The organism is Rhizobium aethiopicum, assembly GCF_900094625.1.
In the GTDB taxonomy this organism is placed as follows: domain Bacteria; phylum Pseudomonadota; class Alphaproteobacteria; order Rhizobiales; family Rhizobiaceae; genus Rhizobium; species Rhizobium aethiopicum.
The window spans coordinates 489,842-514,617 of the sequence record NZ_FMAJ01000003.1; the positions used below are offsets into that span (position 1 = coordinate 489,842).

The 24,776-nt window shown below is 62.2% G+C and carries 20 protein-coding genes; 7 read left to right on the plus strand and 13 right to left on the minus strand.

Annotated features, from left to right (window positions below; all coding sequences use genetic code 11):
* Positions 1 to 23 precede the first annotated feature (23 nt).
* The 3 genes from GA0061105_RS09530 to GA0061105_RS09540 all read right to left on the minus strand — a co-directional run bounded on the left by GA0061105_RS09530 (position 24) and on the right by GA0061105_RS09540 (position 2,862).
* On the minus strand, positions 24 to 1,559 hold the full coding sequence (locus tag GA0061105_RS09530; protein ID WP_092749644.1) for a hypothetical protein: 1,536 nt from the start codon (positions 1,557 to 1,559) through the stop codon (positions 24 to 26).
* 227 nt (positions 1,560 to 1,786) lie between these two features.
* The gene (locus GA0061105_RS09535; protein WP_064693290.1) at positions 1,787 to 2,413 is read right to left on the minus strand and encodes a ribonuclease D; all 627 of its coding nucleotides are present in this window, start codon (positions 2,411 to 2,413) and stop codon (positions 1,787 to 1,789) included.
* 239 nt (positions 2,414 to 2,652) lie between these two features.
* A complete protein-coding gene (locus GA0061105_RS09540; protein WP_064693289.1) occupies positions 2,653 to 2,862 on the minus strand; it encodes a SlyX family protein in 210 nt (69 codons plus the stop codon).
* Positions 2,863 to 3,313: 451 nt separating this feature from the next.
* Here GA0061105_RS09540 and uxaC point away from each other — a divergent pair, with 451 nt between their 5' ends.
* Positions 3,314 to 4,729 carry a glucuronate isomerase gene (uxaC, locus tag GA0061105_RS09555; RefSeq protein WP_092749646.1) on the plus strand — a complete coding sequence of 472 codons (1,416 nt, stop codon included), beginning with the start codon at positions 3,314 to 3,316 and terminating at the stop codon, positions 4,727 to 4,729.
* The gene (locus tag GA0061105_RS09560; protein ID WP_092749648.1) at positions 4,726 to 6,183 is read left to right on the plus strand and encodes a mannitol dehydrogenase family protein; all 1,458 of its coding nucleotides are present in this window, start codon (positions 4,726 to 4,728) and stop codon (positions 6,181 to 6,183) included. Before uxaC ends, GA0061105_RS09560 begins: the two co-directional genes overlap by 4 nt.
* Positions 6,184 to 6,440: 257 nt before the next feature.
* Here the strand turns inward: GA0061105_RS09560 and GA0061105_RS09570 are convergent, their stop codons facing one another.
* The 7 genes from GA0061105_RS09570 to GA0061105_RS09600 form a co-directional block, all read right to left on the minus strand.
* On the minus strand, positions 6,441 to 8,891 hold the full coding sequence (locus GA0061105_RS09570; RefSeq protein ID WP_092749650.1) for a GcvT family protein: 2,451 nt from the start codon (positions 8,889 to 8,891) through the stop codon (positions 6,441 to 6,443).
* Positions 8,892 to 9,767, minus strand: coding sequence for a choline kinase family protein (locus GA0061105_RS09575; protein ID WP_092749652.1), 876 nt, complete (start codon positions 9,765 to 9,767; stop codon positions 8,892 to 8,894).
* Positions 9,768 to 9,921: 154 nt separating this feature from the next.
* A complete protein-coding gene (locus GA0061105_RS09580) occupies positions 9,922 to 10,998 on the minus strand; it encodes an ABC transporter ATP-binding protein (protein ID WP_092749654.1) in 1,077 nt (358 codons plus the stop codon).
* Between the two features lie 30 nt (positions 10,999 to 11,028).
* Entirely contained in the window at positions 11,029 to 12,126 is a 1,098-nt protein-coding gene (locus GA0061105_RS09585; protein ID WP_208601634.1) for a Gfo/Idh/MocA family protein, read from the minus strand.
* On the minus strand, positions 12,126 to 13,013 hold the full coding sequence (locus tag GA0061105_RS09590) for a carbohydrate ABC transporter permease (RefSeq protein ID WP_092749656.1): 888 nt from the start codon (positions 13,011 to 13,013) through the stop codon (positions 12,126 to 12,128). Before GA0061105_RS09590 ends, GA0061105_RS09585 begins: the two co-directional genes overlap by 1 nt.
* On the minus strand, positions 13,006 to 13,965 hold the full coding sequence (locus tag GA0061105_RS09595) for a carbohydrate ABC transporter permease (RefSeq protein ID WP_064693282.1): 960 nt from the start codon (positions 13,963 to 13,965) through the stop codon (positions 13,006 to 13,008). The genes GA0061105_RS09590 and GA0061105_RS09595 overlap by 8 nt, the downstream gene beginning before the upstream one ends.
* Before the next feature lie 6 nt (positions 13,966 to 13,971).
* Positions 13,972 to 15,258 carry an ABC transporter substrate-binding protein gene (locus tag GA0061105_RS09600; RefSeq protein ID WP_092749658.1) on the minus strand — a complete coding sequence of 429 codons (1,287 nt, stop codon included), beginning with the start codon at positions 15,256 to 15,258 and terminating at the stop codon, positions 13,972 to 13,974.
* 204 nt (positions 15,259 to 15,462) lie between these two features.
* On the opposite strand from GA0061105_RS09600, the gene GA0061105_RS09605 reads away from it, so the two are divergent.
* The 5 genes from GA0061105_RS09605 (at position 15,463) to GA0061105_RS09625 (ending at position 20,769) form a co-directional block, all read left to right on the plus strand.
* Positions 15,463 to 16,137 carry a TetR/AcrR family transcriptional regulator gene (locus GA0061105_RS09605; RefSeq protein WP_092749660.1) on the plus strand — a complete coding sequence of 225 codons (675 nt, stop codon included), beginning with the start codon at positions 15,463 to 15,465 and terminating at the stop codon, positions 16,135 to 16,137.
* A 131-nt stretch (positions 16,138 to 16,268) separates the two neighbouring features.
* The gene (locus GA0061105_RS09610) at positions 16,269 to 17,417 is read left to right on the plus strand and encodes a Gfo/Idh/MocA family protein (RefSeq protein ID WP_092749662.1); all 1,149 of its coding nucleotides are present in this window, start codon (positions 16,269 to 16,271) and stop codon (positions 17,415 to 17,417) included.
* 3 nt (positions 17,418 to 17,420) lie between these two features.
* Complete coding sequence (locus tag GA0061105_RS09615; protein WP_092749664.1) at positions 17,421 to 18,584, plus strand: dihydrodipicolinate synthase family protein; 1,164 nt, start codon at positions 17,421 to 17,423, stop codon at positions 18,582 to 18,584.
* 31 nt (positions 18,585 to 18,615) lie between these two features.
* Complete coding sequence (locus tag GA0061105_RS09620; RefSeq protein WP_092749666.1) at positions 18,616 to 19,446, plus strand: sugar phosphate isomerase/epimerase family protein; 831 nt, start codon at positions 18,616 to 18,618, stop codon at positions 19,444 to 19,446.
* 45 nt (positions 19,447 to 19,491) lie between these two features.
* A complete protein-coding gene (locus tag GA0061105_RS09625) occupies positions 19,492 to 20,769 on the plus strand; it encodes a Gfo/Idh/MocA family protein (RefSeq protein WP_092749668.1) in 1,278 nt (425 codons plus the stop codon).
* A 21-nt stretch (positions 20,770 to 20,790) separates the two neighbouring features.
* On the opposite strand, the gene GA0061105_RS09630 is transcribed toward GA0061105_RS09625, so the two are convergent.
* The 3 genes from GA0061105_RS09630 to GA0061105_RS09640 are packed head-to-tail and all read right to left on the minus strand — an operon-like array spanning position 20,791 to position 24,693.
* Positions 20,791 to 21,804 (minus strand): hydroxyacid dehydrogenase, encoded by a 1,014-nt coding sequence (locus tag GA0061105_RS09630; protein WP_092749670.1) that lies wholly within the window; start codon positions 21,802 to 21,804, stop codon positions 20,791 to 20,793.
* A complete protein-coding gene (locus GA0061105_RS09635; RefSeq protein WP_092749671.1) occupies positions 21,801 to 23,657 on the minus strand; it encodes a DUF2264 domain-containing protein in 1,857 nt (618 codons plus the stop codon). The genes GA0061105_RS09630 and GA0061105_RS09635 overlap by 4 nt, the downstream gene beginning before the upstream one ends.
* On the minus strand, positions 23,647 to 24,693 hold the full coding sequence (locus GA0061105_RS09640; RefSeq protein WP_092749673.1) for a LacI family DNA-binding transcriptional regulator: 1,047 nt from the start codon (positions 24,691 to 24,693) through the stop codon (positions 23,647 to 23,649). The genes GA0061105_RS09635 and GA0061105_RS09640 overlap by 11 nt, the downstream gene beginning before the upstream one ends.
* Positions 24,694 to 24,776: the final 83 nt, after the last annotated feature.

A 24,776-nucleotide genomic window follows, 5' to 3' on the forward strand; every position in this document is an offset into this window, starting at 1 on the left:
TCATTTTCAGCTAATGAAAACTGCTATTCCCAGCCGACCATGCGCTGATAAAGCGCGTAGACCGGATCGGCTGTCGTGTCCGGCTGATACGCCTTCGGCTCGGCGTCGATCATCCTCGGCGTCCGGCGCTCGGGTGCCGTTTCAGCCGCTTCGGCGTCGGGTTCGGCATCCTCACCGCCGGATTGCGCCTGCTGCTCGTCCTGCGGCGCATCCTCGTGCTGATGGTGATGCTGGTGGCTCGTTTCGCCGGCCTTTTCGTTCGACGTAGTATCCTTGGCGAATTGATAAGGCAGCTGGGCATAGGCAAAGCCCTCCGGCACCTTGGCCGCGAGCGGCACATAAGTAGCTTCGGCCATCTCGGGAAGCGGCACCGGTTGCGGTTGCGCTGCAATTTCCTTCGGCTGGCGGGCAGCCGCAGCAGTGGCCTCGGCGTCCACCTGCAGCGGGTGGGGCGTTGCAGACTGTCTGATATCGGCGGCGGCGAGATCCGCCGGCTGCCTCGTCAAGGTCTCCGTCGCTTCGCTGATGACGGCATCGTCGAGAATGGCATCAATTTCCACCGCCGCCTCGACAGGACCATCCTCCAGCACTGTTTCCAAGTCCTGCTCGCGGATGATGGAAACGATCATCTCGGAGACCTCCTCGGTCATGGAGGTGACGATTCCCGTCCAGTTCCGGGGAATGACAGGATCGGCCTTTTCCGACGTCGCGCGAGGCGGTATGACCGGCGGCTCCGTCGCCTCGGCCGTGGCGTCGGCAGCATGCCGCTCCGCCGACGCCGATTGCCGCGCTTCGACCTCCGCGGTTTTCGGGGCAACCTCTGCTGTCGTCACCGAAGCAGCGCGAATGCGGCTTTCAGACCGCGGCCTTTCAGGATCGGCGGCTTCCTCGGCTTCGGCGGCAATAGTTTCCCCGGCTGTCGCAAGCACCGCGGTCTCGATCCCATTGCCGGCTGGCGCAGCGCGCTTTTCCGCCGGCTGGCGGATTGCGGCGGGCAGACTGGTTTCGTGCAGCTGGATTTCGGGCCGGGCTTCGGCGCGCGTGGGCGAAGCGTCGTTCTGGCCATAGGAGCGCACGACGGCGCGGGCGGCGAGATCGCGGTCCTTGTAGCGCACGATTTCCAGATAGGCGACGATACGCGCCGCCTCAGGCCCCGCCGGGTTCTTCAAGGCTGCGGCGATCATCCGAAGCGGCAGACTGTTGCCCTGCGCACTCAGCCGGCGTTCGGCCTCATCGATCCTGGCGGCCGGCAGCCCGCGGATGGCGTCGGCGAGCCGGGAGGCGAAGGCGAGATTGCTTTCGTCCTCGCCGCGGTCGAGCGAGATCGAGCGGCCCGCCGCATCGATGACATCGAAAAGGGCTTCGACCATGCGCTCACGCGCGGCAAGCAGCAGGATATTGAGCTTGCCGGCAATGGCGGAATTCAGGTCGGCGGCTTCAACGGCGTTGACGGGCGCGGGCGCAACCACCGAACGTCCGAGACCACCGGCGACGATCGCCGCGGTCTGGCCCTGGGACGAAAAGCTTGCATTGGACGCTGCACGAACAGGGGTCAACATGGCATGCCCTTTCGTAAAGTGACGATGAAAGCAGGCTCTATGAAAGGACCGCGCTCATCCGGTCCCTTGCATCCCGAGCAGATCCTCCTGTCCGCATGACGCAATTGCAGCGCCATCGAATGCATAAAAATTAAATCGAATATTAAACACCAGACATTAAGGAATCGCTAACGCCGGCGGATCAGCCCATCCGCAGCCGCAAGCAATCGAAAATGACGGCAATTCCCTCAGCTGTGAGCGAAGATATCGGCCTCTTCCCAGCCGAGCAGGTCGAGCTTGGCGCGGGTCGGCAGGAACTCGAAGCAGGCCGTAGCGTGGTCGAAGCGGCCGTCGCGGATCAGCCGGGCCGTCAGTTTGTCGCGCAACGCATGCAGATAAAGCACGTCGGACGCCGCATATTCGAGCTGGGCCGGCGACAACGTCTCGGCCGCCCAATCGGAAGATTGCTGCGCCTTGGAGATGTCGACGTCGAGCATCTCCTTGAGATTATCCTTCAGGCCGTGGCGATCGGTGTAGGTCCGGCAGAGGCGCGAGGCGATCTTGGTGCAGAAAACCGGGCTCGTGGTGACGCCGAAAGTATGGAAGAGCACGGCAATATCGAAGCGGCCGTAGTGGAAGATCTTCTGATGGGTGGGATCTTCGAGCAGGGCGACGAGATTGGGCGCTTCTTTCTGGCCGGCGGCGATGCGGATGATGTCGGCGGTGCCGTCACCTGGAGAAAGCTGGACGACGCAGAGACGGTCGCGCCGCGGCACCAGGCCTAATGTCTCGGTATCGATCGCGATCGCGCCGGTATAGCGGGCCGCATCGGCCGCGGAAATATCGCCTTCGTGATAACGGATGGTGGCGGCCATGAGACTGTCTTTCGTTGCAATGCTTCCCTACAGCGCCGCCGTGCCTTTTTGGACGCGCAAAGGACGCTGCAGCATCTTAAACGGGCTGCATAATTTTATCCTTAAATCGATTCCGATTTAGGGAATTCAGCAGCGCTATACCGCAAAGGCGCAGATTGCGAAACCGCTTTCCGGCCGCCGGCTGCTCAGGGATCGGCGGCGTCCGATCAATCATCCGAAAGCAAACGGTACTGCGCGCATCAATAATGCGGCGGGCGGGTGATACCAGGGGCTTCCAGCGACTGCTCCTCGAGCGACAGAAAGCGCTCGGTCAGCCGGTCAAGCTTGCTGCGCATCTGCTCGACGATCTTCCATTGTTCGGCGAGCTGATCGGAAAGCTCTTCGATCGTCTTTGCCTGATAGGCCAGCATTTCCTCCAGCCGGGTGATGCGATTGATCTCGTCGGACATTAGAGCTTTTCCGGGTTAGATTGCAGCATTCTGCCGGAGCAGGTTTTCGTCAGGGCAAAGGCGATTGGCGACGGGCATACCCCAAGGTACGTCCGAGCCGATCGCCTTTGATCCTGGCGGAAAAATGCCCGGCCCTTCGGGTTGGCTGAAACGGGCCGGCTGATCGACCGGCCGGCTTGGCCGTAAAGCTTGGCTACGACGCGCGCCGGCCGGTCGACCATCCGACTCCGTTTGAGCCAACAGAATGCTACAATCTAATCCGGAAAAGCTCTAGATCCTCCTCTGCCGACACCGGCAGAACAGATGGTTTTCCCAAAGCGGAAATAGGCCGCTTCGTCAATGTTTTCGACCGCCGGCGCGGCCATGCGCAAAACTGAACCGTTTGGTTACTAAAAGACCTTGCCGTACCCGATGTTGTGGGGTAGGCCCTATCCATCAGGGAGGATTACTGATGGATGCAGGAAACGGCTTTCTTCATCCGGACCGGCTCTTTCCAGCCGATCCGGCGACACGGACCATTGCGCGGGACCTCTACGAGACGGTGCGCAATCTTCCGATCGTCAGCCCGCACGGGCATACCGAACCGTCCTGGTTCGCCGACGACAAGCCTTTCGAAGATGCGGCTTCGCTGCTGGTCATTCCCGATCACTATCTCTTTCGCATGCTGCACAGCGTCGGCGTTGCATTGGACGAGCTCGGAGTGCCGCGGCTCGACGGCAAGCCGGTGGCCGAGGGCCGGGCGATCTGGCGGACCTTTGCCAAACATTATCACCTCTTCCGCGGAACGCCTTCAAGCCTCTGGGTGGATCATGCAATGTCGGCTGTGCTCGGCTGCACCGAACCGCTGACCGCTGATAATGCCGATACGCTTTACGATCACATCAATACCCAGCTCGCCCGTCCCGAGTTCCGCCCGCGGGCGCTGCATCAGCGATTCGGCATCGAAACGATCGCGACGACCGAGGGCGCGCTCGACCCGCTTGTCCATCACCAGAAAATGGCGGCGGACGGCTGGATCGGCAAGGTACGCACCACCTACCGGCCGGACAGCGTCACCGATCCCGATGCCGTCGGTTTCCGAGACAATCTCGTCAAGTTCGGAGAGATCACCGGCACTGAGGTGACGCGCTGGGACGGCCTGATCGAGGCACATCGGCGCCGACGAGCCTATTTCCGCCAGTTCGGCGCGACCGCGACCGATCACGGCGTGCCGACAGCCTTTACATCAGATCTGCCGCTTGCCGAAAAGCAGGCGCTGCTCGACAAGGCATTGCAAGGTCCCCTTTCGGCTGCCGATGCCGAGCTTTTCCGCGGCCAGATGATGACCGAAATGGCCGGTCTTTCGGCCGAGGACGGCATGGTGATGCAGATCCATGCCGGCTCGAGACGCAATACCGACAGCGGGCTCTTTGCCACTCGCGGGCCCAATATGGGCGCCGATATCCCGACCCGCACCGACTGGGTCGGCGGCCTCCATGCGCTGCTATCCAAATACGGCCACGCGCCGGGCCTGCGCATCCTGCTTTTCACGCTCGACGAGACGACCTATGCCCGGGAACTGGCGCCGATGGCTGGCCATTGGCCCTGCCTGATGATCGGCCCGCCCTGGTGGTTCCACGACAGTCCGCTCGGCATCCGCCGCTATCTCGACCAGGTCGTCGAAACGGCCGGTTTCGCCAATATGGCCGGTTTCAACGACGACACGCGGGCACTGCTGTCGATCCCGGCGCGGCATGACGTCTGGCGCCGCGAAGTCTGCCGCTTCCTCGCTCAGCTCGCAGCCGAGCACCGGATTTCCAGGAAAGAAGCCGAGATCGTGGCGCGCGAACTCTCCTATGACAATGCGAAGAAGGCCTATAAGCTGTGAGCGACAGACTGCAGAACGTGACCGGCCTTGCGCCGACGGCGAAGCTTCCCGCCTATAACAGAAATGCGCTGAAGGCCGGCATCCTGCATCTCGGCCCGGGAGCCTTCTTCCGCGCCCATTTCGCGCCCTTCACGGATGCCGCGCTCGCCGCCGCCGGCGGCGACTGGGGCATCGAGGTGGCGAGCCTGCGCACGCCCGATGTCGCGGATAATCTCTCCGCCCAGAACGGGCTCTATACGGTGCTGATCCGCGATACGTCCGGCACGACGGCCGAAGTGATCGGTTCGATCCTGAAGGCGCATGTGGCGCCGCGCGATCCGGCCGGGCTGCTGGCGCGGCTCGAGGATCCTGCCATCCGCATCGTCAGCATGACGGTGACCGAAAAGGCCTATGGTTTCGATCCCGCAACGGGCGGTCTCGACCTCAGGCACCCCGATATTGTCGCCGACCTCGCCAACCGGCATGCGCCGCGCGGCGTCATCGGCTATCTCGTCGAAGGTCTTGCGCGCCGCCAGCAGAAGGGTATCGCGCCCTTTACGCCGCTCAGCTGCGACAACCTGCCGAGCAACGGCGCCGTGCTGAAGCGCCTCGTGCTGGAATTCACGTCCCGCATCGATGCCGATCTGCATCGCTGGATCGAAGCGAATGTGCCCTTCCCCTCGACGATGGTCGACCGCATCACGCCGGCGAGCACCGAAGCGACCTATGCCGATGCCGAGCGGCTGACGGGCCGCACCGACTTGGCGGCGATCGAGACCGAACCTTTTACGCAGTGGGTCATCGAAGACCATTTCGCCAATGGCCGTCCGGCGTGGGAAAAGGTACGCGGTGCGCTGATGGTCGAGGACGTTTCGGCCTATGAAAAAATGAAGCTCAGGATGCTGAACGGCGCCCATTCGCTGCTCGCCTATCTCGGTTATATAGGCGGCTATGAATACATCCGCGACGTCATGGACGATGAGGCGCTGGCAGCGCTCGCCTACCGCCACATGCATGCGGCGGCACGCACCCTCGACGCGGTGCCGGGCATCGATCTCGACGACTATGCCAGCGAATTGATAGCACGCTTTGCAAATAAGGCGATCGCACACCGCACCTACCAGATCGCCATGGACGGCACGCAGAAACTGCCACAGCGGCTGCTGGAGCCGGCATGCGAAGCGCTGGCCCATGGCGACCGGGCGGAGACCTATGCGATCGCCGTCGCGGCATGGATGCGTTATGCAATCGGCGAGCACGGCAATGGCGAGCGCTATGAGCTGCGCGATCCCCGTGCTGCTGAGATCGCTGCGCTGATTGCCGATGTTCCCCGGACCGGTCCGGCGATTTCGGCGGCTCTCTTCACCTTGCCCGGTCTTTTCCCGTCGGCTTTGACGGGGCATCGGGCCTGGACGCAGGATGTGTCAGACAAGCTCGAGATCCTGATCCAGGACGACCGCCTGCCGCTGTTTTAAAAAGTGGGAATCTTTTCGGCAAAGGAAAGGCGTGCCGTGTGGCACCCCCCTCTGCCCTGCCGGGCATCTCCCCCACAAGGGTGGAGATCGGCAAGAGGCGATCGCTCGGTCCCTTTCCAGAAATCTACTGATCGCCAAGTAATGTTGTTTGGGGAAACCCTTGCGCCCAGCCGATCTCCCCACCTGTGGGGGAGATGCCCGGCAGGGCAGAGGGGGGTGCCACACGGCACGCCGTCTCTTCGCGTCACTTTGTGTCCTCAGCCCTTCACACGCGCCATCTCGGGATCATAGAGCGGCGCCAGCGATACCTTGCAAGGAATACGCTGCCTGGCCACGTCAAGCTCATAAGTGCCGGAGAGGATGAAATCCTCCGTGACGCCATCGGGGTTGCGGACATAGCCGTAGCCGATCGGCTTGCCCAGCGTATAACCGAAGCCGCCGCTCGAGAGCCAGCCGACACGTTCGCCGTTGCGATAGATGGTTTCGCGGCCGAGCAGCACGGTCTCGGGATCGTCGGGAACGAAGCAGGCGAGGCGCTTCTTCACACCTTCCTTGAGCTGCCGCTCGATCGCCTCGCGGCCGCGGAAAGCAATGGTCTTGCGCGTCTTCACTGCCCAAGCGAGACCGGCTTCGACAGGCGTATGATCGGGACCGATGTCGGACCCCCAGGCGCGATAACCTTTTTCCAGGCGGCAGCTCTCGATGGCGCGATAGCCAGCATTGACGAGGCCGAATTCGCCGCCCGATGCCATCAACACGTCGTAGACCGTAGTCGCATACTCGATGGGAACATGCAGCTCGTAGCCAAGTTCGCCGACATAGGTAATGCGCAGCGCCCGCACGGGGCAGCCCGCAATCCCGATGGTCCTGACCTGGGCGAAGGGGAAGGCCGCGTTCGAAACATCGCTCCCGGTCACCTTCTCCAGCACGGCGCGAGCATTGGGTCCCATCAGCGACAGCACGCAATAGGCCGAGGTGACGTCGACCAGCTCGGCATGCATGCCCTCCGGAACATTGCGTGCGATCCAGTTGATGTCATGCGTGGCGAAACCGGTGCCGGTGACGATGTAATATTCGTCCTCAGCAATACGAGCGACCGTCAGATCGCATTCTATGCCGCCCTTGTCGTTCAGCATCTGCGTGTAGATCAGCGAGCCGACGGGCCTTGCGACATCGTTGGCGGCGATCCAGGACAGTGCGGCCTCGGCTTCTCTGCCTTTGAGCACGAATTTGGCGAAGGAGGTCTGGTCGAAGATGACGGCCGCCTCGCGCACCGCCTTATGCTCACGGCCGACGGCCTCGAACCAGTTCTGCCTGGTATAGCTGTAAACGTCCCTCGGCTCCTCATTGGCAAAGAGATCGGCAAACCAGTTCGGCCGCTCCCAGCCGAGCTTTTCGCCGAAACAGGCGCCCTGCGCCTTCAACCGGTCGTAGAGCGGCGATTTGCGGCAGGGGCGGCCGCTCGAATGCTCCTCGAACGGCCAGGCCATGGTGTAGTGCTTGCCATAGGCTTCGAGTGTGCGGGTCCGCACCCAGTCCGTGTCGAAATGCGGGCGTCCGAAACGGCGGATATCGACGGGCCAGAGATCGTAGGGCGGCTCGCCCTTCGCCACCCATTCGGCAAGCGCCATGCCGGCGCCGCCGGCAGATGCGATGCCGAAAGCGTTGAAACCGGCGCCGACGAAGAAGTTCTTGAGTTCCGGCGCCTCGCCGAGAATGAAGTTGCCGTCGGGCGTGAAGCTTTCCGGGCCGTTCAGCAGCTGCTTGACGCCGACATTCTCCAGCGCCGGGACGCGGCCGAGCGCCTGTTCCATGATCTGCTCAAAATGTTCGAAATTGCTGTCCAGCAGCGTGTAATGGAAACCCTCGGGAATGCCTTTCTCCGCCCAGGCAATGGGATTCGGCTCATAGCCGCCCATGACGATACCGCCGACCTCTTCCTTGTAATAGGTCAGGCGATCGGGATCGCGCAGCGTCGGCAGGTTGGAGGGCACGCCGAAGGACTCGGTGATGATGTATTGATGCTCGACCGAGACCAGCGGCACGTTGACGCCGAAGCGCTGGCCAAAGGCGCGCGTCCATTGGCCGGCGCAGACCACGACGCGCTCGCATTCGATGCGTCCCTCAGCCGTGATGACGGCGCGGATTTTCCCCTTGTCGATTTCGAGGTCGAGGACTTCCGTATCCTCGAAGATCGAAACGCCGGACATGCGGGCCCCTTTCGCCAGCGCCTGGGTGATGTCGGAAGGGTTGGCCTGGCCGTCCGTGGGCAGGAAGGCTGCGCCGACGAGATCGTCAATCGTCATCAGCGGCCAGAGGTCGAAAGCCTCCTGCGGCGTCAGCAACTGCATTTCCAGGCCGAAGGACTGGGCGGTGGTCGCCTGACGCTTGACTTCCGTCCAGCGCTCTTCGTTGCAGGCAAGGCGCAGGCCGCCATTCATCTTCCAGCCGGTGCCGAGGCCGGTTTCCTCTTCGAGCCGCTTGTAGAGATCGACGGAGTAGCCGAGCAGCTGGGTGATGTTAGCGCTCGTGCGCAGCTGGCCGACAAGGCCGGCGGCATGAAATGTGGTGCCGGAGGTCAGCTTCTTGCGTTCGAGCAGCACGGTATCGGTCCAGCCGAGCTTGCCGAGATGATAGGCTGTCGAGCAGCCGATGATGCCGCCGCCGATGACCACGGCCTTTGCCGTCTTCGGTAATTGTCTCGTCATTTATCGATCCTGTTCAAAGGCTTGATAGGCTCGCTCGAACCGCCCGAGATTCTCGGACGTGTAGGCGCCATAGTCGAAATCGATGGTGGAATGAATTTCCGAAATCATGCTCCACAGCGTCTCACGCAGCAGCGAGGCGCATTTCATCGCGGCGTATCGTCTGATGAGTTCATCGGTTGGCGGCCGGCCGAAATAGATCTCCAGCATCGTCAGTTCGGCGGCTTCCGGCAGTTCGTTGTTGGAGGCCAGCCCGCCGAGGTCGAAAAGCGGCGTGTTGAAGCCCGCATAATCCCAGTCGATCAGCCAGAGCCGCTTGCCGTCATCGAGGAAATTGGCTGCGAGCAGATCGTTGTGGCCGAAGGCAATCTCGAAAGGTCCTGCCGCTTCTTCCAGCGTCTCGGCCTTGGCGAGGAGTTTCGCAAGCAAGGGAAGATGGACGCTGCCCGCCGCCTTCAGGCTGGCGGCATAATCGCGGATGACATGGAAAACCCAGAAGATCATCGCCGGACCGCGGAAATGGCGGGCGATATCGTGATGGCAGGCGCGCACCAGCGGCAAGACCCGGGCGAGCATGTCGGGCGTCCTGATGTCTTTCGGCGAAAGCGCCCTCGCCTCGATATATTCCAGCACCAAAACGCCGGGCGAATGATGGATGATGGCGGGCGATATACCCGCGGCATGCGCCGCACGGCTCGCCGCAAGCTCGTTCTGCCTGATGATGTGATGGATCGGAATATCGGTGCCGAGCCTGACCACGCAACGCGCCACGGCATCGCTGACCAGATAGTTCCTGTTGGTGATGCCGCCTGTTATCGGCGAAATGTCGATCGGGCCCTGCCAGATGCCGAGCGCATGAATCCTATCTTCAGGCGTCATGCTTATCCCCCCAGAGCATGATGCCGAAAAATGTGAGCGGTTTTTCGGACGACGTCATGCTCTAACTATTTAACCTGGAACAGGATTCATCCTGTTCCAGTGCCCCGTCACCGAAATGATGGGGCAGAGGCAGATCGGCTGTCAAGCGGAGCGGTCAGATCGTCTTGCCCGAGGCATCGAAGACGTGGCAGCGGACCGGATCGAAGAAGGTCGTGACGTTGGTGCCGCGCTCGACTTTCTGCTGGCCGTCAAGTGCGACGGTCAGGAGCTGGCCATCCGGCGTCGTGGTGTAGAGCATGGTGGCGCCGCCGAGATTTTCGACGAGGTCGACATTGACGGTGGAGAGCGCGATGGCGCCGCCGGCAAGCGACAGGTGCTCGGGGCGGATGCCGAAAGTAACATCCTGGCCGGCCTCGCCCTTCAGCCGGCGCGGCAGGTGAACGGAATTGCCGCAGACATTGATGCTGGTCTCAGTCCCGCCGACCTGCTCGATCCGGGCCCTGAGGAAATTCATCTTCGGGCTGCCGATAAAGCCGGCGACGAAACGGTTGGCGGGGTTGTTATAGAGATCGAGGGGCGCGCCGACCTGCTCGATGCGGCCGGAATTCAGCACCACGATCTTGTCCGCCATCGTCATGGCTTCGACCTGGTCATGGGTGACGTAGATCATGGTGTTGCCGAGCTGCCGGTGCAGGCGGGAGATTTCGACGCGCATTTGCACGCGCAGTTCGGCATCGAGGTTGGACAGCGGCTCGTCGAACAGGAAGATGCGCGGCTCGCGCACGATGGCGCGGCCGATCGCGACACGCTGGCGCTGGCCGCCGGAGAGCGCCTTCGGCTTGCGCTCGAGGAGCTTCTCGATCTGCAGGATTTCGGCGGCGCGCTTCACCTTCGGCTGGATCTCGGCCTTCTTGTAACCCGCCGTCTCCAGGCCGAAGGCGAGGTTCTTGTAAACGGACATGTGGGGATAGAGCGCATAGGACTGGAAGACCATGGCGATGCCGCGCTTGGCGGGCGCCACCTCGTTCATGCGCTCGCTGTCGAGCAGCAGCGCGCCACCGGTGATTTCCTCGAGGCCGGCGATCATGCGCAGCAGGGTGGATTTTCCGCAGCCCGAGGGGCCGACGAAAACGACGAATTCGCCGGGATCGATCGTCAGGTCGATGCCATGGATAACATCGAAGGCGCCGTAGCGCTTTTCGACCTTCTGAAGAACGACACTGGTTGCCATCTTCCCAAAACCCTCTCGTTTATTTATCGGCTACTTCGTTCTTGCGCGCCAATCGGCGTATTTCGGACTGTCTGGACCGACCGGCAGCGGCACTTCGGCGCCGCTGTCGGAAGACTGGTAGATGGCGGTCACGAGCTCGAGCGCACGGCGGGCATCGACCGTCGTTACCGGCAGCGGCCCGTCGCCGCTGAGGAAGGCATGGAACTGGCCCATCTGGGTGGTGAAGCGCGGCGCGACCGGCTGCCAGTCGCCGACCACCCGGTCGATCTTCTCCCGGACGTCGTCATTGGCGGCGATGATTTTCCAGGGATCCTTGCCTGGTGTGTAGGGCTCGTGCGTGCTTTCGAAGGTGACGTTCTCGAAGTGCAGTCTCAGGCGGCTGATCTGTTCCTGCGAACCGAGCGTGCAGGACAGCGAGACGAAGGCGCCGTTTTCCATCAGCAGGCTGGCGGAGGCACAGTCCTCGACCTCGATATCATTGACGCGGGTTGCGACGCGGCCGAAGACCCTTGCTGCCGGGCCCATCAGGTGCATCAGCATGTCGTGCAGGTGCAAGGCGTGGGTGACGAGCACGCCGCCGAGCTCGGTGGCCCATTTGCCGCGCCAGGGCACGGCGTAATATTCGGGCTTGCGCAGCCAGAAGGTTTCGACGGACGCGGTATAGGGCTTGCCGGCAATACCGGCGTCGATGATCCGCTTGGCCTTCTGGATGCCGTCGCCGTAACGATACTGGAAGATCGGCATCAGCACGCCTTTGGCGGCCTTTTCCGCCTCCATGATCGTGTCGACCCCGGCAAGCGAACCCGTCAGCGGCTTTTCGCAAACAACATGCTTGCCAGCCGCCAGGGCCGCGACCACCTGCTCCAGATGAATGCCCGGAGGGGTGCAGATGTCGATGATGTCGATGGTTTCGTCGCCCAGCAGCGCCTCGAAAGAAGTGGTGCGGCGCTCGATACCGAACTCGTCGCCGACCGCCGTCAAACGTTCTTCGTTCAGATCGCAGATCGCCGCCACCTTGAACTTGTCGGAATGCGGCAGATAACCTTCGACGATATGCGAACGGCCGATGCCGCAGCCGACGATTGCGACGGTCTTGATGCTCATGTCACTCTTTTCCATTGCCGCCATCAACGTTTCATGCCGGTCGTGGCGATGCCCTCGATCAGCAGGCGCTGGAAGAACAGGAAGAAGAAGAACACCGGCACCAGCGTCAGGGTCGACATGGCGAAGAGACCACCCCAATCGGAGGCGCTGGTGGAATCGACGAAGGTGCGCAGTCCGAGCTGGATCGTATAGGTGTTCATGTCGTTCAGGTAGATCAGCGGTCCGAAGAAATCGTCCCAGGTCCAGATGAAGGAGAAGATCGCGGCAGTCGCCAGCACCGGCAGCGACAGCGGCAGCATGATCTTCCAATAGATCCGCCAGGCGCTGCAGCCATCCATCATCGCCGCCTCGTCGAGTTCGCGCGGGATCCCGCGGAAGAACTGCACCATCAGAAAGATGAAGAAGGCGTCGCTTGCCAGGAACTTCGGCACGACAAGCGGCAGGATCGTGTTCACCCAGCCGAGATCGAGGAAGAGCACATATTGCGGGATCAGCGTCACGTGATAGGGGATCATCAGCGTGCCGAGCATGATCGCGAACCAGAAGTTACGGCCGGCGAAACGCAGCCTGGCAAAGGCGTAGGCCGTCAGCGAACAGGCGATGACATTGCCCGTCACCACCAGCAGCGAGATGACGAGCGAATTCCAGAAGAACCGGCCGAAACTGACATCGAGGCCGACCCAACCCCGCGCATAGGACGAAAAATCGATCGACGACGGAATGAGCGAGGTCGACGAGAAGATTTCGGTTTCCGGCCTGACTGATGCCGACACCATCCACAACAGCGGATAGACCATGAGAAGCGAGGCGGCGATCAGGAGGGCGTGGATGACGAACGAGGCCGGCAGGCTGCGTTTGGTGATATCAGATGGCGGCCTGGCCGCAGTAACGGAAGCGGTCATCTCAGTCATCGTAGTGCACCCAGTAACGCGAGGTCAGGAAGGAGAAGGCGGTGAAGATCGCGATGATCACCACCAGGATCCATGCGAGCGCCGAGGCATAGCCCATGCGGAAATTGCCGAAGGCCTCCTGGTAGAGATAGAGCGTATAGAACAGTGTCGAATTGATCGGGCCGCCGGTGCCGCCAGATATGATGAAGGCCGGCGTGAAGGCCTTGAAGGCTTCGATCGTCTGCACGACGGCGTTGAAGAAGATCACCGGCGTCAGAAGCGGCAGCGTGATCTTGTAGAACTGGCGGAATTTCGAGGCGCCGTCGAGGCTGGCCGCCTCGTACATATCCTGCGGGATCTGGCGCAGGCCGGCAAGGAAGATGATCATCGGCGAACCGAACTGCCAGACGGACAGCGCCACCAGCGTGTAGATCGAATAGTTCGGATGCGAGATCCAGCTCGGCCCTTCGATGCCGAACTGCGAGAGCGCGGCGTTGACAAGACCATCGCTCGCGAAAAGCTGACGCCAGAGCACAGCGATCGCCACGCTGCCGCCGAGCAGCGACGGCAGATAGAAGATGGCGCGATAGACGGTTAAGCCGCGCAGGCCGCGGTTGAGCGCCATGGCGACCAGCAGCGCGAAGGTCAGCTTGAACGGCACCGAGAAGACGACGTAAGTCAGCGTGACGTTCATGGCGGCCGAGAATTTCGGATCCGCCGTGGCGATGCGCACGTAATTCGCCATTCCCACCCACCGGGGCGACTGCAGCATGTCGTAGTCGGTGAAGGAGAGGTAGAGCGAAATCAGGGCCGGTCCGAGCGTCAGCCCGAAGAAGCCGACGAGCCACGGAAGGAGGAAGAGATAGCCGGGAGCATTGGCATTCCAGAGACGCCTGAAGCGTCCTTCGGCCACGGCCCCCTGATATCTTTCCACTGAGATGGCCCCTGCGGGCGTGCGCATCGCATTGCTCATACGGGATCAGCCTCGTGCGAGAATCTGCGTGATTTCGGTGACAAGCTGCTTGCCGCCGTCGGAAGGAGACAGTTGCCCGAAGCCGACCTGTTCGGCGATGTTGCGCAACATCAGCTCGCCCTCACCGGCACCGGCCGGCGGCGGCGGGGGCAGTTTTCCGGCGAGGTCGCCAAGGCCGCTGACATAGGCCAGCGCGACCTTGCCGTTCTCGTCGAGCTTTGCCGCAACGACCTCGCGCATGGCGGCCGATTCCGGAATGCCGCGCTCGACATCTAGGAGCAGCACGGCCTCGGGGTTCTTGACGAAGAAGTTGATGTAATCAACCGCCTTCTCCACCGACTTCGACTGGGCCGAGACCGAGAAGAACATCGAAGGCTTGCGATAGTGCCCTCCCTTCGAATCCGGCTTGATGCGCATGTAGTTAGTGAGCGCCAGCTTGTCCTTGTTCATTGCCTGATAGGCGACGAACTGGTTGGAATGGGCAAAACCTGCGGCCGACTTGCCGAGCGATACGGTGTTGGTTTCGATATCGTTCTTGTCGAGAGCCTGGATATCAGCGGGAACGCAGGCGCCGGCCTCGCGGAACTTGGCCCACATGTCGAACCATTCCGATGCGTCCTCCACAGCGAAGCCGATCTTGCCGTCGGCGGTATAAAGCGCCTTGCCACGCTGACGCAACCAGTTCTCGAAAAGCGGTTCAGCGCCGCTGCCGTCGGCAATGCCGAACATGCCCTTGCGCTTGCCTGATTTGGTGATCTCCGCACCCATGCGGGCGAATTCATCCCAGGTGGTCGCCTGCGTCGGCAGATCGACGCCGGCCTCTTTGAATGCGGTGGTGTTCAGCACCGTCGCGGCGGAATTGGCCCCGAGGCTCACGCCGTAGAGATGACCGTCGACGCTGCCGCCTTCGATCTGGGCCTTGTCGAAATCGTCGAGATTGAGCTTGGCCGGCATATAGGACTCAAGCGGAGCCAGTGCGCCGCGCCGCGCATATTGGACGATATAGCGATAGTCCATCTGGATGACATCAGGCGCGTTGCGGCCGGCGACCTGGGTCGCAAGCCGCGGCCAGTAATCGCCCCAGCCGAGGAACTCGCCGGTGATCGACGTGCCCGGATTTTTCGTCTGATAGAGCTGCGACACCTTGTTGGTGCGGTCGGCGCGCGGCTGCGAGCCCCACCACAGGAGACGCAAGCGCGTTTCCTGTGCCAAGGCGCTGGTTCCAAGCGCAGAGAGGGACAGAAGCGCCGCACTTCCCGCGACAAAATTACGTCTGCTTACACGTAGGGTCATTTTTTCCTCCTCCAAAGGGAAGCGCCTCCACACGCTTCCAAGACTAGTTTCGCTTGCGCAAATAACTAATTGGTTACAAGCTACGAGCAAAGCGGCAAGCGTGTCAAGCGGGGTGTCGGCTCGCGAGCCGGCCTTCGAATTCGGTTTTTACAATTTCTTACCGAAGGCTTATGAGCGCAACACGTGAAGACGGAAGGTGGAGCGATGAACGACAGCGGGGAGAATGCGGGGAAACGGCCTCGGCGCCTATCTCAGGAGCGCACGAGCCAACGCGATCCGGAGCGGACACGCGCCGCGATCCTGGAAGCGGCGACGCGGGAGTTTGCCGAAAACGGCATGGGCGGGGCTCGTGTCGACGCGATCGCCGAACGCGCCGGCACCAACAAACGCATGCTCTACCACTATTTCGGCGATAAGGAGCAGCTTTACCTCAAGGTGCTCGAGGAAGCCTATGTCGGCATCCGCACGGCCGAGCGGGCGCTGCATATCGGCGACCGCAGCCCGGAGGAAGGCATCGGCGAACTGGCGCTCTTCACCTGGCGCTATTTTCTCCAGCATCCGGAGTTCCTGAGCCTGCTCGGCACGGAAAACTTGCACCGCGCCCGCTGGCTGCGTCAGTCCATCCGGCTCAAGGAGCTGCATTCGCATCTGATCGGCGAACTTTCCGACGTGCTCGAACGGGGGAAAAAGCAGGGCGTCTTCATCGAGACAGCCGATCCCCTGCATGTCTATCTGACGATCGCCTCGCTCGGCTATTTCTACCTTTCCAACCAGTACACGCTCTCGACGATCTTCGGCCGCGACCTGATCGAGCCGGCCCATCTCAATGCCTGGGAAAGGCATATCGTCCACGTCACGCTCGCCTCTATCAAGCGCTGAACACTGAAAGCAGGATTTGACTATTGACAGGCTCGCCGCTCTTCTGCCATCAAGTAACTGTTTAGTTACCGGCTTGGGAGGGCCGGGCCGGAACGCCCGCTCCCGCCGCAAAAGATTGCAGGGAGGAAAAAATGGCACGCTTGGGGATCATCTTGCACGGCGTCACCGGCCGCATGGGCTACAACCAGCACCTGGTGCGCTCTATCCTGGCCTTCCGCGACCAGGGCGGCATCACGCTCAAGTCGGGGGAGAAACTCGAGATCGACCCGATCATCGTCGGCCGCAACGGCGCCAAGATGGAAGAGCTGGCGAAGAAGCACAATATCAAGCGCTGGTCGACCGATCTCGATGCCGCTCTCGCCAATCCCGACGACACGATCTTCTTCGACGCCGGCACGACGCTGATGCGCGCCGAGCTCCTGTCGAAGGCGCTCGACGCCGGCAAGCACGTCTATTGCGAAAAGCCGATTTCGGACGATTTGCAGGTGGCGATCGACCTTGCCCGCAAGGCGCGCCACTCCGGGCTCAAGCACGGCGTCGTGCAGGACAAGCTCTTCCTGCCCGGCCTGCGCAAGCTGGCGCTGCTGAAGGATTCCGGTTTCTTCGGCCAGATCCTCTCGGTGCGCGGCGAATTCGGCTACTGGGTATTCGAAGGCGATTGGGGCGTGCCGGCCCAGCGGCCGTCCTGGAACTACCGCAAGGGCGACGGCGGCGGCATCATCCTCGATATGCTGTGCCACTGGCGCTACGTGCTCGACAACCTGTTCGGCGAAGTAAAGGCCGTCTCCTGCCTTGGCGCGACGCACATCCCGCGCCGCATCGACGAACAGGGCAAGCCTTATGACTGCGACACCGACGATGCGGCCTATGCGACCTTCGAGCTCGAAGGCGGCGCGATCGCCCAGATCAACTCATCCTGGGCCGTTCGTGTGCGCCGCGACGACCTCGTGACCTTCCAGGTCGACGGCACCCATGGTTCGGCCGTCGCCGGCCTGACGAAATGCTGGAGCCAGCATCGCGTCAACACGCCGAAGCCGGTCTGGAACCCCGACCAGCCGCAGACAATCGATTTCTACAAGACGTGGGATGAGGTTCCGGACACACAGGCCTTCGACAACGGCTTCAAGGCGCAGTGGGAAATGTTCATCCGCCACGTCGTCGAAGATGCTCGCTGGCCCTACGGGCTGGAAGCCGGCGCCAAGGGCGTGCAGCTTGCCGAACTCGGGCTGAAATCCTGGGCCGAGCGCCGCTGGCTCGACGTTCCGACGCTGGAGTTTTAAGCCGTGACCACGATCAATCTTCCCCTCGACGGCAAGATCGTTCCCTACGCGCTTGCCGGCACGCCGATCGAACTGAAGAAACGCGACGCCAAGAGTTTTCCGCGCATCGCCTTTGCCGCCGCCCATGTGGTCGCCGATCCGCTTGCCGACAACGATCCCTGGCTGACGCCGGCGATCGACTGGGAGCGGACGCTCGCCTTCCGCCACCGGCTCTGGGATCTCGGCCTCGGCGTCGCCGAAGCGATGGACACTGCGCAGCGTGGCATGGGCCTCGGCTGGCCGGAGGCACGCGACCTGATCCGCCGGGCGCTTGCCGAGGCGGCCGGCCGCAAGGACGCGCTGATCGCTTGCGGCGCCGGCACCGATCATCTGTCACCCGGTCCCGACGTGACCGTCGATAAAATCATCAAGGCCTATGAAGAGCAGATCGAAACGGTGGAGGCGGCCGGCGGACGTATCATTCTGATGGCAAGCCGGGCGCTTGCCGTCGCGGCAAAAGGCCCGGACGATTACGTCAGGGTCTATGACCGCATCCTTCGTCAGGTAAGGGAACCCGTCATCATCCACTGGCTGGGAGAGATGTTCGACCCGGCGCTCGAGGGGTACTGGGGCAATGGCGACCACCTGAAGGCGATGGAAACGTGTCTGCAGGTGATCGAAGCCAATGCCGCCAAGGTCGACGGCATCAAGATCTCGCTGCTTTCCAAGGAGAAGGAAGTGACCATGCGCCGGCAACTGCCTAAAGCGGTGCGCATGTATACCGGCGACGACTTCAATTATGCGGAACTGATTGCCGGCGACGAACAGGGCCATTCGGACGCGCTGCTCGGCATCTTCGACGCCATCGCGCCCGCGGCTTCGGCTGCGCTCGACGCGCTCGGTCGCCAGAGCAATCACGAGTTCTTCGACCTGCTCGAGCCGACCGTGCCGCTGTCGCGCCACATCTTCAAGGCGCCGACCCGCTTCTACAAGACCGGCGTCGTTTTCCTCGCTTATCTCAACGGCCTGCAGGATCATTTCACCATGGTCGGCGGTCAGCAGAGCACGCGTTCGCTGGGCCACCTGGCCGAACTCTTCCGGCTGGCCGACAAAGCTCGGGTTCTGGCTGATCCCGAACTTGCGGCAAGCCGCATGCGCCAGGTGCTCGCCGTCCACGGCGTCAACTGAAGCATCAGCTTCGGAATGGGAGGAGAATGACATGCAGGTCGAAGGACTTTCGATCAACCTGGCGACGATCCGCGAGCAATGCGGCTTTGCCGAGGCCGTCGATATCTGCCTGAAACACGGCATCACCTCGATCGCGCCCTGGCGCGATCAGGTCGCCAAGGCCGGCCTCGACGAGGCGGTGCGGATCGTCAAATCGAACGGCATCAAGCTGACTGGTCTTTGCCGCGGCGGCTTTTTTCCCGCGGCAAACGAGGCCGACTGGCAGAAGAACCTCGACGACAACAGACGCGCCATCGATGAGGCAGCCGCGTTTTCGGCCGATTGTCTCGTGCTCGTCGTCGGCGGCCTGCCGGGCGCTTCGAAGGATATCGTCGCCGCCCGACAGATGGTGTTCGATGGCATTGCCGCCGTGCTGCCGCATGCGCAGGCTGCCGGCGTGAAACTCGCGATCGAGCCGCTGCATCCGATGTATGCCGCCGACCGCGCCTGCGTGAACACGCTCGGCCAGGCGCTGGATATGTGCGAGCCACTCGGCGAGGATGTCGGGGTTGCGATCGATGTCTATCATGTCTGGTGGGATCCCGATCTTGCCAATCAGATTGCCCGCGCCGGGCGCATGAACCGCATCTTCGCCCATCACATCTGCGACTGGCTGGTGCCGACTAAGGACATGCTGCTCGACCGCGGCATGATGGGCGATGGCGTCATCGACCTCAAGGGCATAAGACGAATGATCGAGGCCGCCGGTTTCTTCGGCGCGCAGGAAGTGGAAATCTTTTCGTCCGAAAACTGGTGGAAGCGACCGGCCAGCGAAGTGATCGCCACTTGCGTCGAGCGTTTCCGAAACTGCTGCCAGATCTGATTTCAAATCCAATTGTTTCATCACGTATGCAGGAGGACTCTTCCGATGGAGAAACGCCGTTTTGCCCTGATCGGCACCGGAAACCGAGGCACCACCATGTGGGGCAAGGACCTGCTTGCCGGCTGGCGCGAACATGTCGACCTCACAGCCATCGTCGAAAAGAACTCGCTTCGCGGCGAGCGCGCCCGCAACATGATCGGCAGCAATGCGCCGCTCTATGAAAACATCGATTCCATGCTTGCCGAGCAGAAGCCGGATCTCGCCATCGTCTGCACGCCCGACCAAACGCACGACGACATCATCGTGCGGGCGCTGGAATCCGGCATCGATGTCATCACCGAAAAGCCGATGACCACCTCGATCGAGAAAATTCGCCGGATTCTCGACGCCGAAAAGCGCACCGGTCGGCGGGTCGACGTCTCCTTCAACTATCGCTATGCGCCGACGGCCGCAAAGATCAAGGAGCTGCTGAACGCCGGCGAGATCGGCCGCGTGACCTCGGTCGATTTTCACTGGTATCTCAACACCAAGCATGGCGCCGATTATTTCCGCCGCTGGCATGCCTATACGGAAAATTCGGGCAGCCTGTTCGTCCACAAGGCCACCCACCATTTCGATCTGCTGAACTGGTATCTCGACAGCGATCCCGAGGCTGTCACCTCTTTCGCCGATCTGCAGAACTACGGCCGTAAGGGCCCTTTCCGTGGACCCCGCTGCAAGCTCTGTCCGCATGCGCGTGAATGCGACTACTATCTCGATCTCGAAAAGGATCCGTTCCTCGATCAGCTTTACGAGGATCCTTCGAAGATCGACGGCTATTTCCGCGACGGCTGCGTTTTCCGCGAAGACATCGATATTCCCGATACGATGGTCGTTTCCATCCGCTATCGCAACAACGTCCATGTTTCCTATTCACTGAACACCTTCCAGCCGATCGAAGGCCATCATCTCGCCTTCAACGGCACCAAAGGCCGTATCGAAATCCGCCAGTACGAGGCCCAGCCCTGGGAAGAGCCGAAACAGGATACGATCCTGCTCATTCGTAATTTCCCGAACGGCAAGGAAGCTGTCGAACGCATCGTCGTGCCGCATTTCACCGGCGGCCATTACGGCGGCGACGACCGGATGCGCAACATGATCTTCAAGCCCGATATGGAAGACAGGCTTGGCCAGCGCGCCGGCACGCGGGCGGGCGCCATGTCCGTGCTTTGCGGCATTGCGGCGCTGACGAGCTCGCGCACCGGCAAGGTGGTCGATATCGCCGAGCTGATGCCCGAGCTCGCCAATGACGGTTCGCCCAATTCCTTGAGAACACCCCGCTGACCGCATGGTCAGCGCGACGCGTCAGGCGATGTTTTCGAGATTTTCCCGGCTGATCCGGTAGAGCAGCGGCCGGCCGGTCACAAAACGCTCGACCTCATCCGCCGCCATCGCACCGAGACGCGCCCGTTCCAGGCCGATGGCGCCAGCGACATGCGGTGTCAGGAAAACATTCGGCAGATCGTAGAAGACCGAAGCCGCCTCCGGAATTTCCGGATCGGTCACGTCGATGACCGCGTCGATGCGGCCGGTCTTCAGCTCCGAAAGCAGGGCGGCCTCATCGATGAGAACGCCGCGCGCGGTGTTGATCAGTGTTGCCCCGTCCTTCATCAGCGACAATTTTCGCGCATCGATCATATGCTGCGTCGACGGCAGCGACGGCGCGTGCAGGGAAATGATATCCGCGCGCCGCATCAATTCGTCGAGATCGACCTTCTCCGCTCCGAGGCCAGCTGCCTCGCGCGCATCGAGCATCGGATCGAACAGCAGCAGAGTGTAGTCGAAGGGTTTCAGGAGTTCGATTACCCGCCTGCCGATGCGCGAGGCGCCGACGATGCCGAGGGTGCGGCCATAGTTGCCGATCGCTTCACGCTGCATCGGGTAGGTCCGATCGCGGTTGCGGTCGGCGATGTAGAGATCGCGGAAACGGAAGGCGCGTTTGCCGGCGAAGAGGATCGCGGCAAGCGTGAATTCGGCAACCGGCACGGCATTGGCCTCGGCTGCGTGACTGACCGCTATGATGCCGGCCTCGAAGATGGCTTCGTCGACAATGCCCTTCACCGTACCAGCCGCGTGCACAATCAGGCGAAGCCGCGGCGCGGCAGCGGGAATCTCGGGCCCGACATAAGGCGCACCCCAGCCGGTGATCAGGATCTCGGCTTCGGACAGCAGGCGTCTTGCCCGCCCGTCGTCGAAGCGCTGCAGCGGTTCGGGATCGAGCAGGCGACCGATCGTGTCGAGCCGGCGCAGGATCTCGTCGGGCAGGACATGCTCGGTGCGCGACGGCTCCATGGCAAGGACGATCGCCGGGCGGCTCATGGCATCTGACCCGGCGCTTCGATGGCGCTGACGATCACGCCGTTTTCGCGCACCAGCGCCTCCAGCGCCGCAATATCAGGCGCTTGCGGCGGCCGCGTCCAGGCGGAGGAGACAGCAGCGGGATCATCAAGCGCCAGCACCGCCGTCACCAGAATGGTCTCGCCGACCGGAATCTGGCCGCGCAGCTGCGGCACGATGGTCTTGGCGACGATCACATTGGTGTTGGGCTGGGCCTTCTGGGCGAGTCCGACACGTTTGATCGAAGAGCCGAGATCGAGAATGCCGGTGAAATCGGCTTCGCCGATCGCATAGGCTGCCCCATCCGAGGCCGACAGCCTATCCTGCTCGAAGTCGCGGCGGCCGATGGCAAAGCCGCCTTCGGCAATCCGCAGCGGCCGGCCCGACCTGATCCGGTGGAGACGGATGTGCCAGGGGGCGGCGGGCACGAGCCAAGTTTCGACTTCAACATCGGGGAAGGGCGACCATTTCGAATGAAGCACATCACCCGAGAGCCGGGCCTCCTCATTCGTTTCACGCACGCGGTAGTGCAGGCCGTCGTCGCTGAAAGCCAGCATGGAATCGAAGGCGGCAAGCGCAAAGCCGCGTTCGTCGGCCTCGACGCTGAAGCCGTACCGCGTGGAATAGGCGAATTTTGCGTATTTCTCGGTGCCGAAACGCATCTGCAGGTTTTCCTGGCCGGAAGATAGCGCCACGACGTCGCGGCCCGCCCGCATCAGGACCATGCCGGGATGGCGCTGGGGGACGACCTCAGGCGCCTTCTCCGGCGCCTTCTCGCTGGCGCTCCAGAAGGGATGGTTCTCCGTGATCGCCAGCGGCAGGAAGGCCTTCAAAGCCCAATAGGGCGAGCCGGCGGAATTGTAGCTCTCCGACATCAGCAGGTTTGGATAACCGAAACCAATCGAGAGAACGCCGTCGCGGTCGGCAATCGGCTTGTCCCTCCACCAACGCAGATGCTGCAGGCAGAGATGTTTGACCTCACCCCAGGGCAAAGCCTCGACATCGGCAAAGGCGAGCGCCGACCAGAAGCCGGCGCAGGCAAAGCGATAGGTCAGGCTGCGACCGAAAGGGATCGTCGCCCCGTCGGCGGCAAACCAATGACGGAAGTCACGGGCGAAGAGGATCGCGCGCTCGCGGTAGCGCTTGGCATAATCGTCGTCGACGAGTTTCGAATAGATCAGCCCATAAAAATGCATGGCGAAGGGAATGTAGTGGTCGATGCGGCGCACGTTTCCGTCGCGATACCAGCCATCGCCGATATAGAAATCTTCGAGTTCCTGCAGATATTGCCGCGTCAGGTTGCGGTCGAAATCGGCGCCGAGACGGTCGAGGGCGATATCGACGAAGATGCGGAAGAACTTCCAGTTATTGTCGGCATAGTCGAACTGCCTGGCATGGTTGAGATAGGCGACGACATTGCCGCGGGCGCGCGCATCGAGCGGTTCCCAGATCTTTTCCGGCACCAGCGCCAGGGCAAAACCGAGGGCGGCCAGCTCGACCATCCGCTGGTCGCGGCCATTGACCGTCCCCCAATATTCGGGATGAGCGGGATCGGTGCCGTTTGCGAGGCCTTCGGCGAAACGATCCCAATGGGCAAAGTCTCCGCCACCGACGCCAAGCGGCGCCAATCCCCAGAGCGGGCGGGCGAAACCTTCGAGATCGGCCGCGGCCCGGTCGAAATGAGCGGCGGCGCCATTGAGCCTGACGCGGGCATTACCCTTGGAAAAACTGGCCAGCAGCGGATCGAAGAGCCCAAGCAGGGCGCGGCTCATATCGGCTCGAGTTTCCAGCGGATTGCCGGCAAGGGGGTTGGCGCTGGCGGGATCATAGGTCATTGGCATCTCTCACGGATTCGGCACTCGGAACGGTTCCTCCCGGAACCGGAACGACCGCCTGGCAGATGTGGCGCGCCGCGGCCGTCCTGTTGCGGAACCGGGACAGCATCAGCGAGACGGCCTCGCGCCCGAGGGCGGCGCGGTCGACGCGCATGGTGGAAAGCCGCGGATTGGTCATCAACGCGCAGGGCAGATCGTCGAAACCGACGATCGCGAAATCCTCCGGCACACGCAGGCCTGCTTCGGTGACGGCCTCGAGCACACCGACGGCAATGAAGTCGTTCATGCAGAAGGCAGCAGTAAAGCCCGCATCCTCGGCAAGAATCGCGGCCGTGCCTTCATGCGCCTCGCGGCTGGGGCTCCCCTGGAGGACCAAGGGCACAAGACGGCCCTCGGCGCCTGATACGGTGGCGATCGCCGCTTCGAAACCACGGATGCGCTCGCGAATCGTATGGCGATGCGAGGCGGTCAGGTGCAGGATTCGACGATGGCCGGCTTTCGTCAGCCGGCTGGTAGCCTCGAAGGCACCGAAGAAGTTAGCCGGAGAAACGCCATCGAACTGCATTCGGGGATCGGTGCCGTTGACGAGAACGGTGGGCGTCATGGTCGCTTCCAGCCAGTCTCGCAGCATCTCGTTCGGATCGATGCCGACGAGAAACAGGCCTTCGGCGCCGGCAGCCTGCATGGAGTCTCGTACGGCATCCGGCGTCGTCCGGTCCTCTCGGACAAGGCGGATCTCGAAAGGCATGCCGGCTCCGGCAGCTCCGGCGCGCAGGCCCTCGACGATCGCTTCGTAGAAGACGCTGAGCCCGCCCGTGACGCCGTCGCTGGCGATCAGCGCCAGGCCTCCGGCAACGGCCTCAGTGGAGGATTTAATCGGATAGCCGTGCTCGGCAGCCACCTTCAGGATATGCCGGCGGACGGCCTCGCTAATGCCGGGCTCATTGGCAAGCACGCGCGATACCGTGGAGACGGAGACGCCGGCCAGCGTGGCGATGTCGGCCTGGCGCGGCCGTCTGATTTTCTGATCGTTCATGCGGCAAGCATTATGCAAATAATGCAAATTTGCAAGATATTCATTATTTCTTGCATTAGAAATATTTTTGCGTACTCTCACCG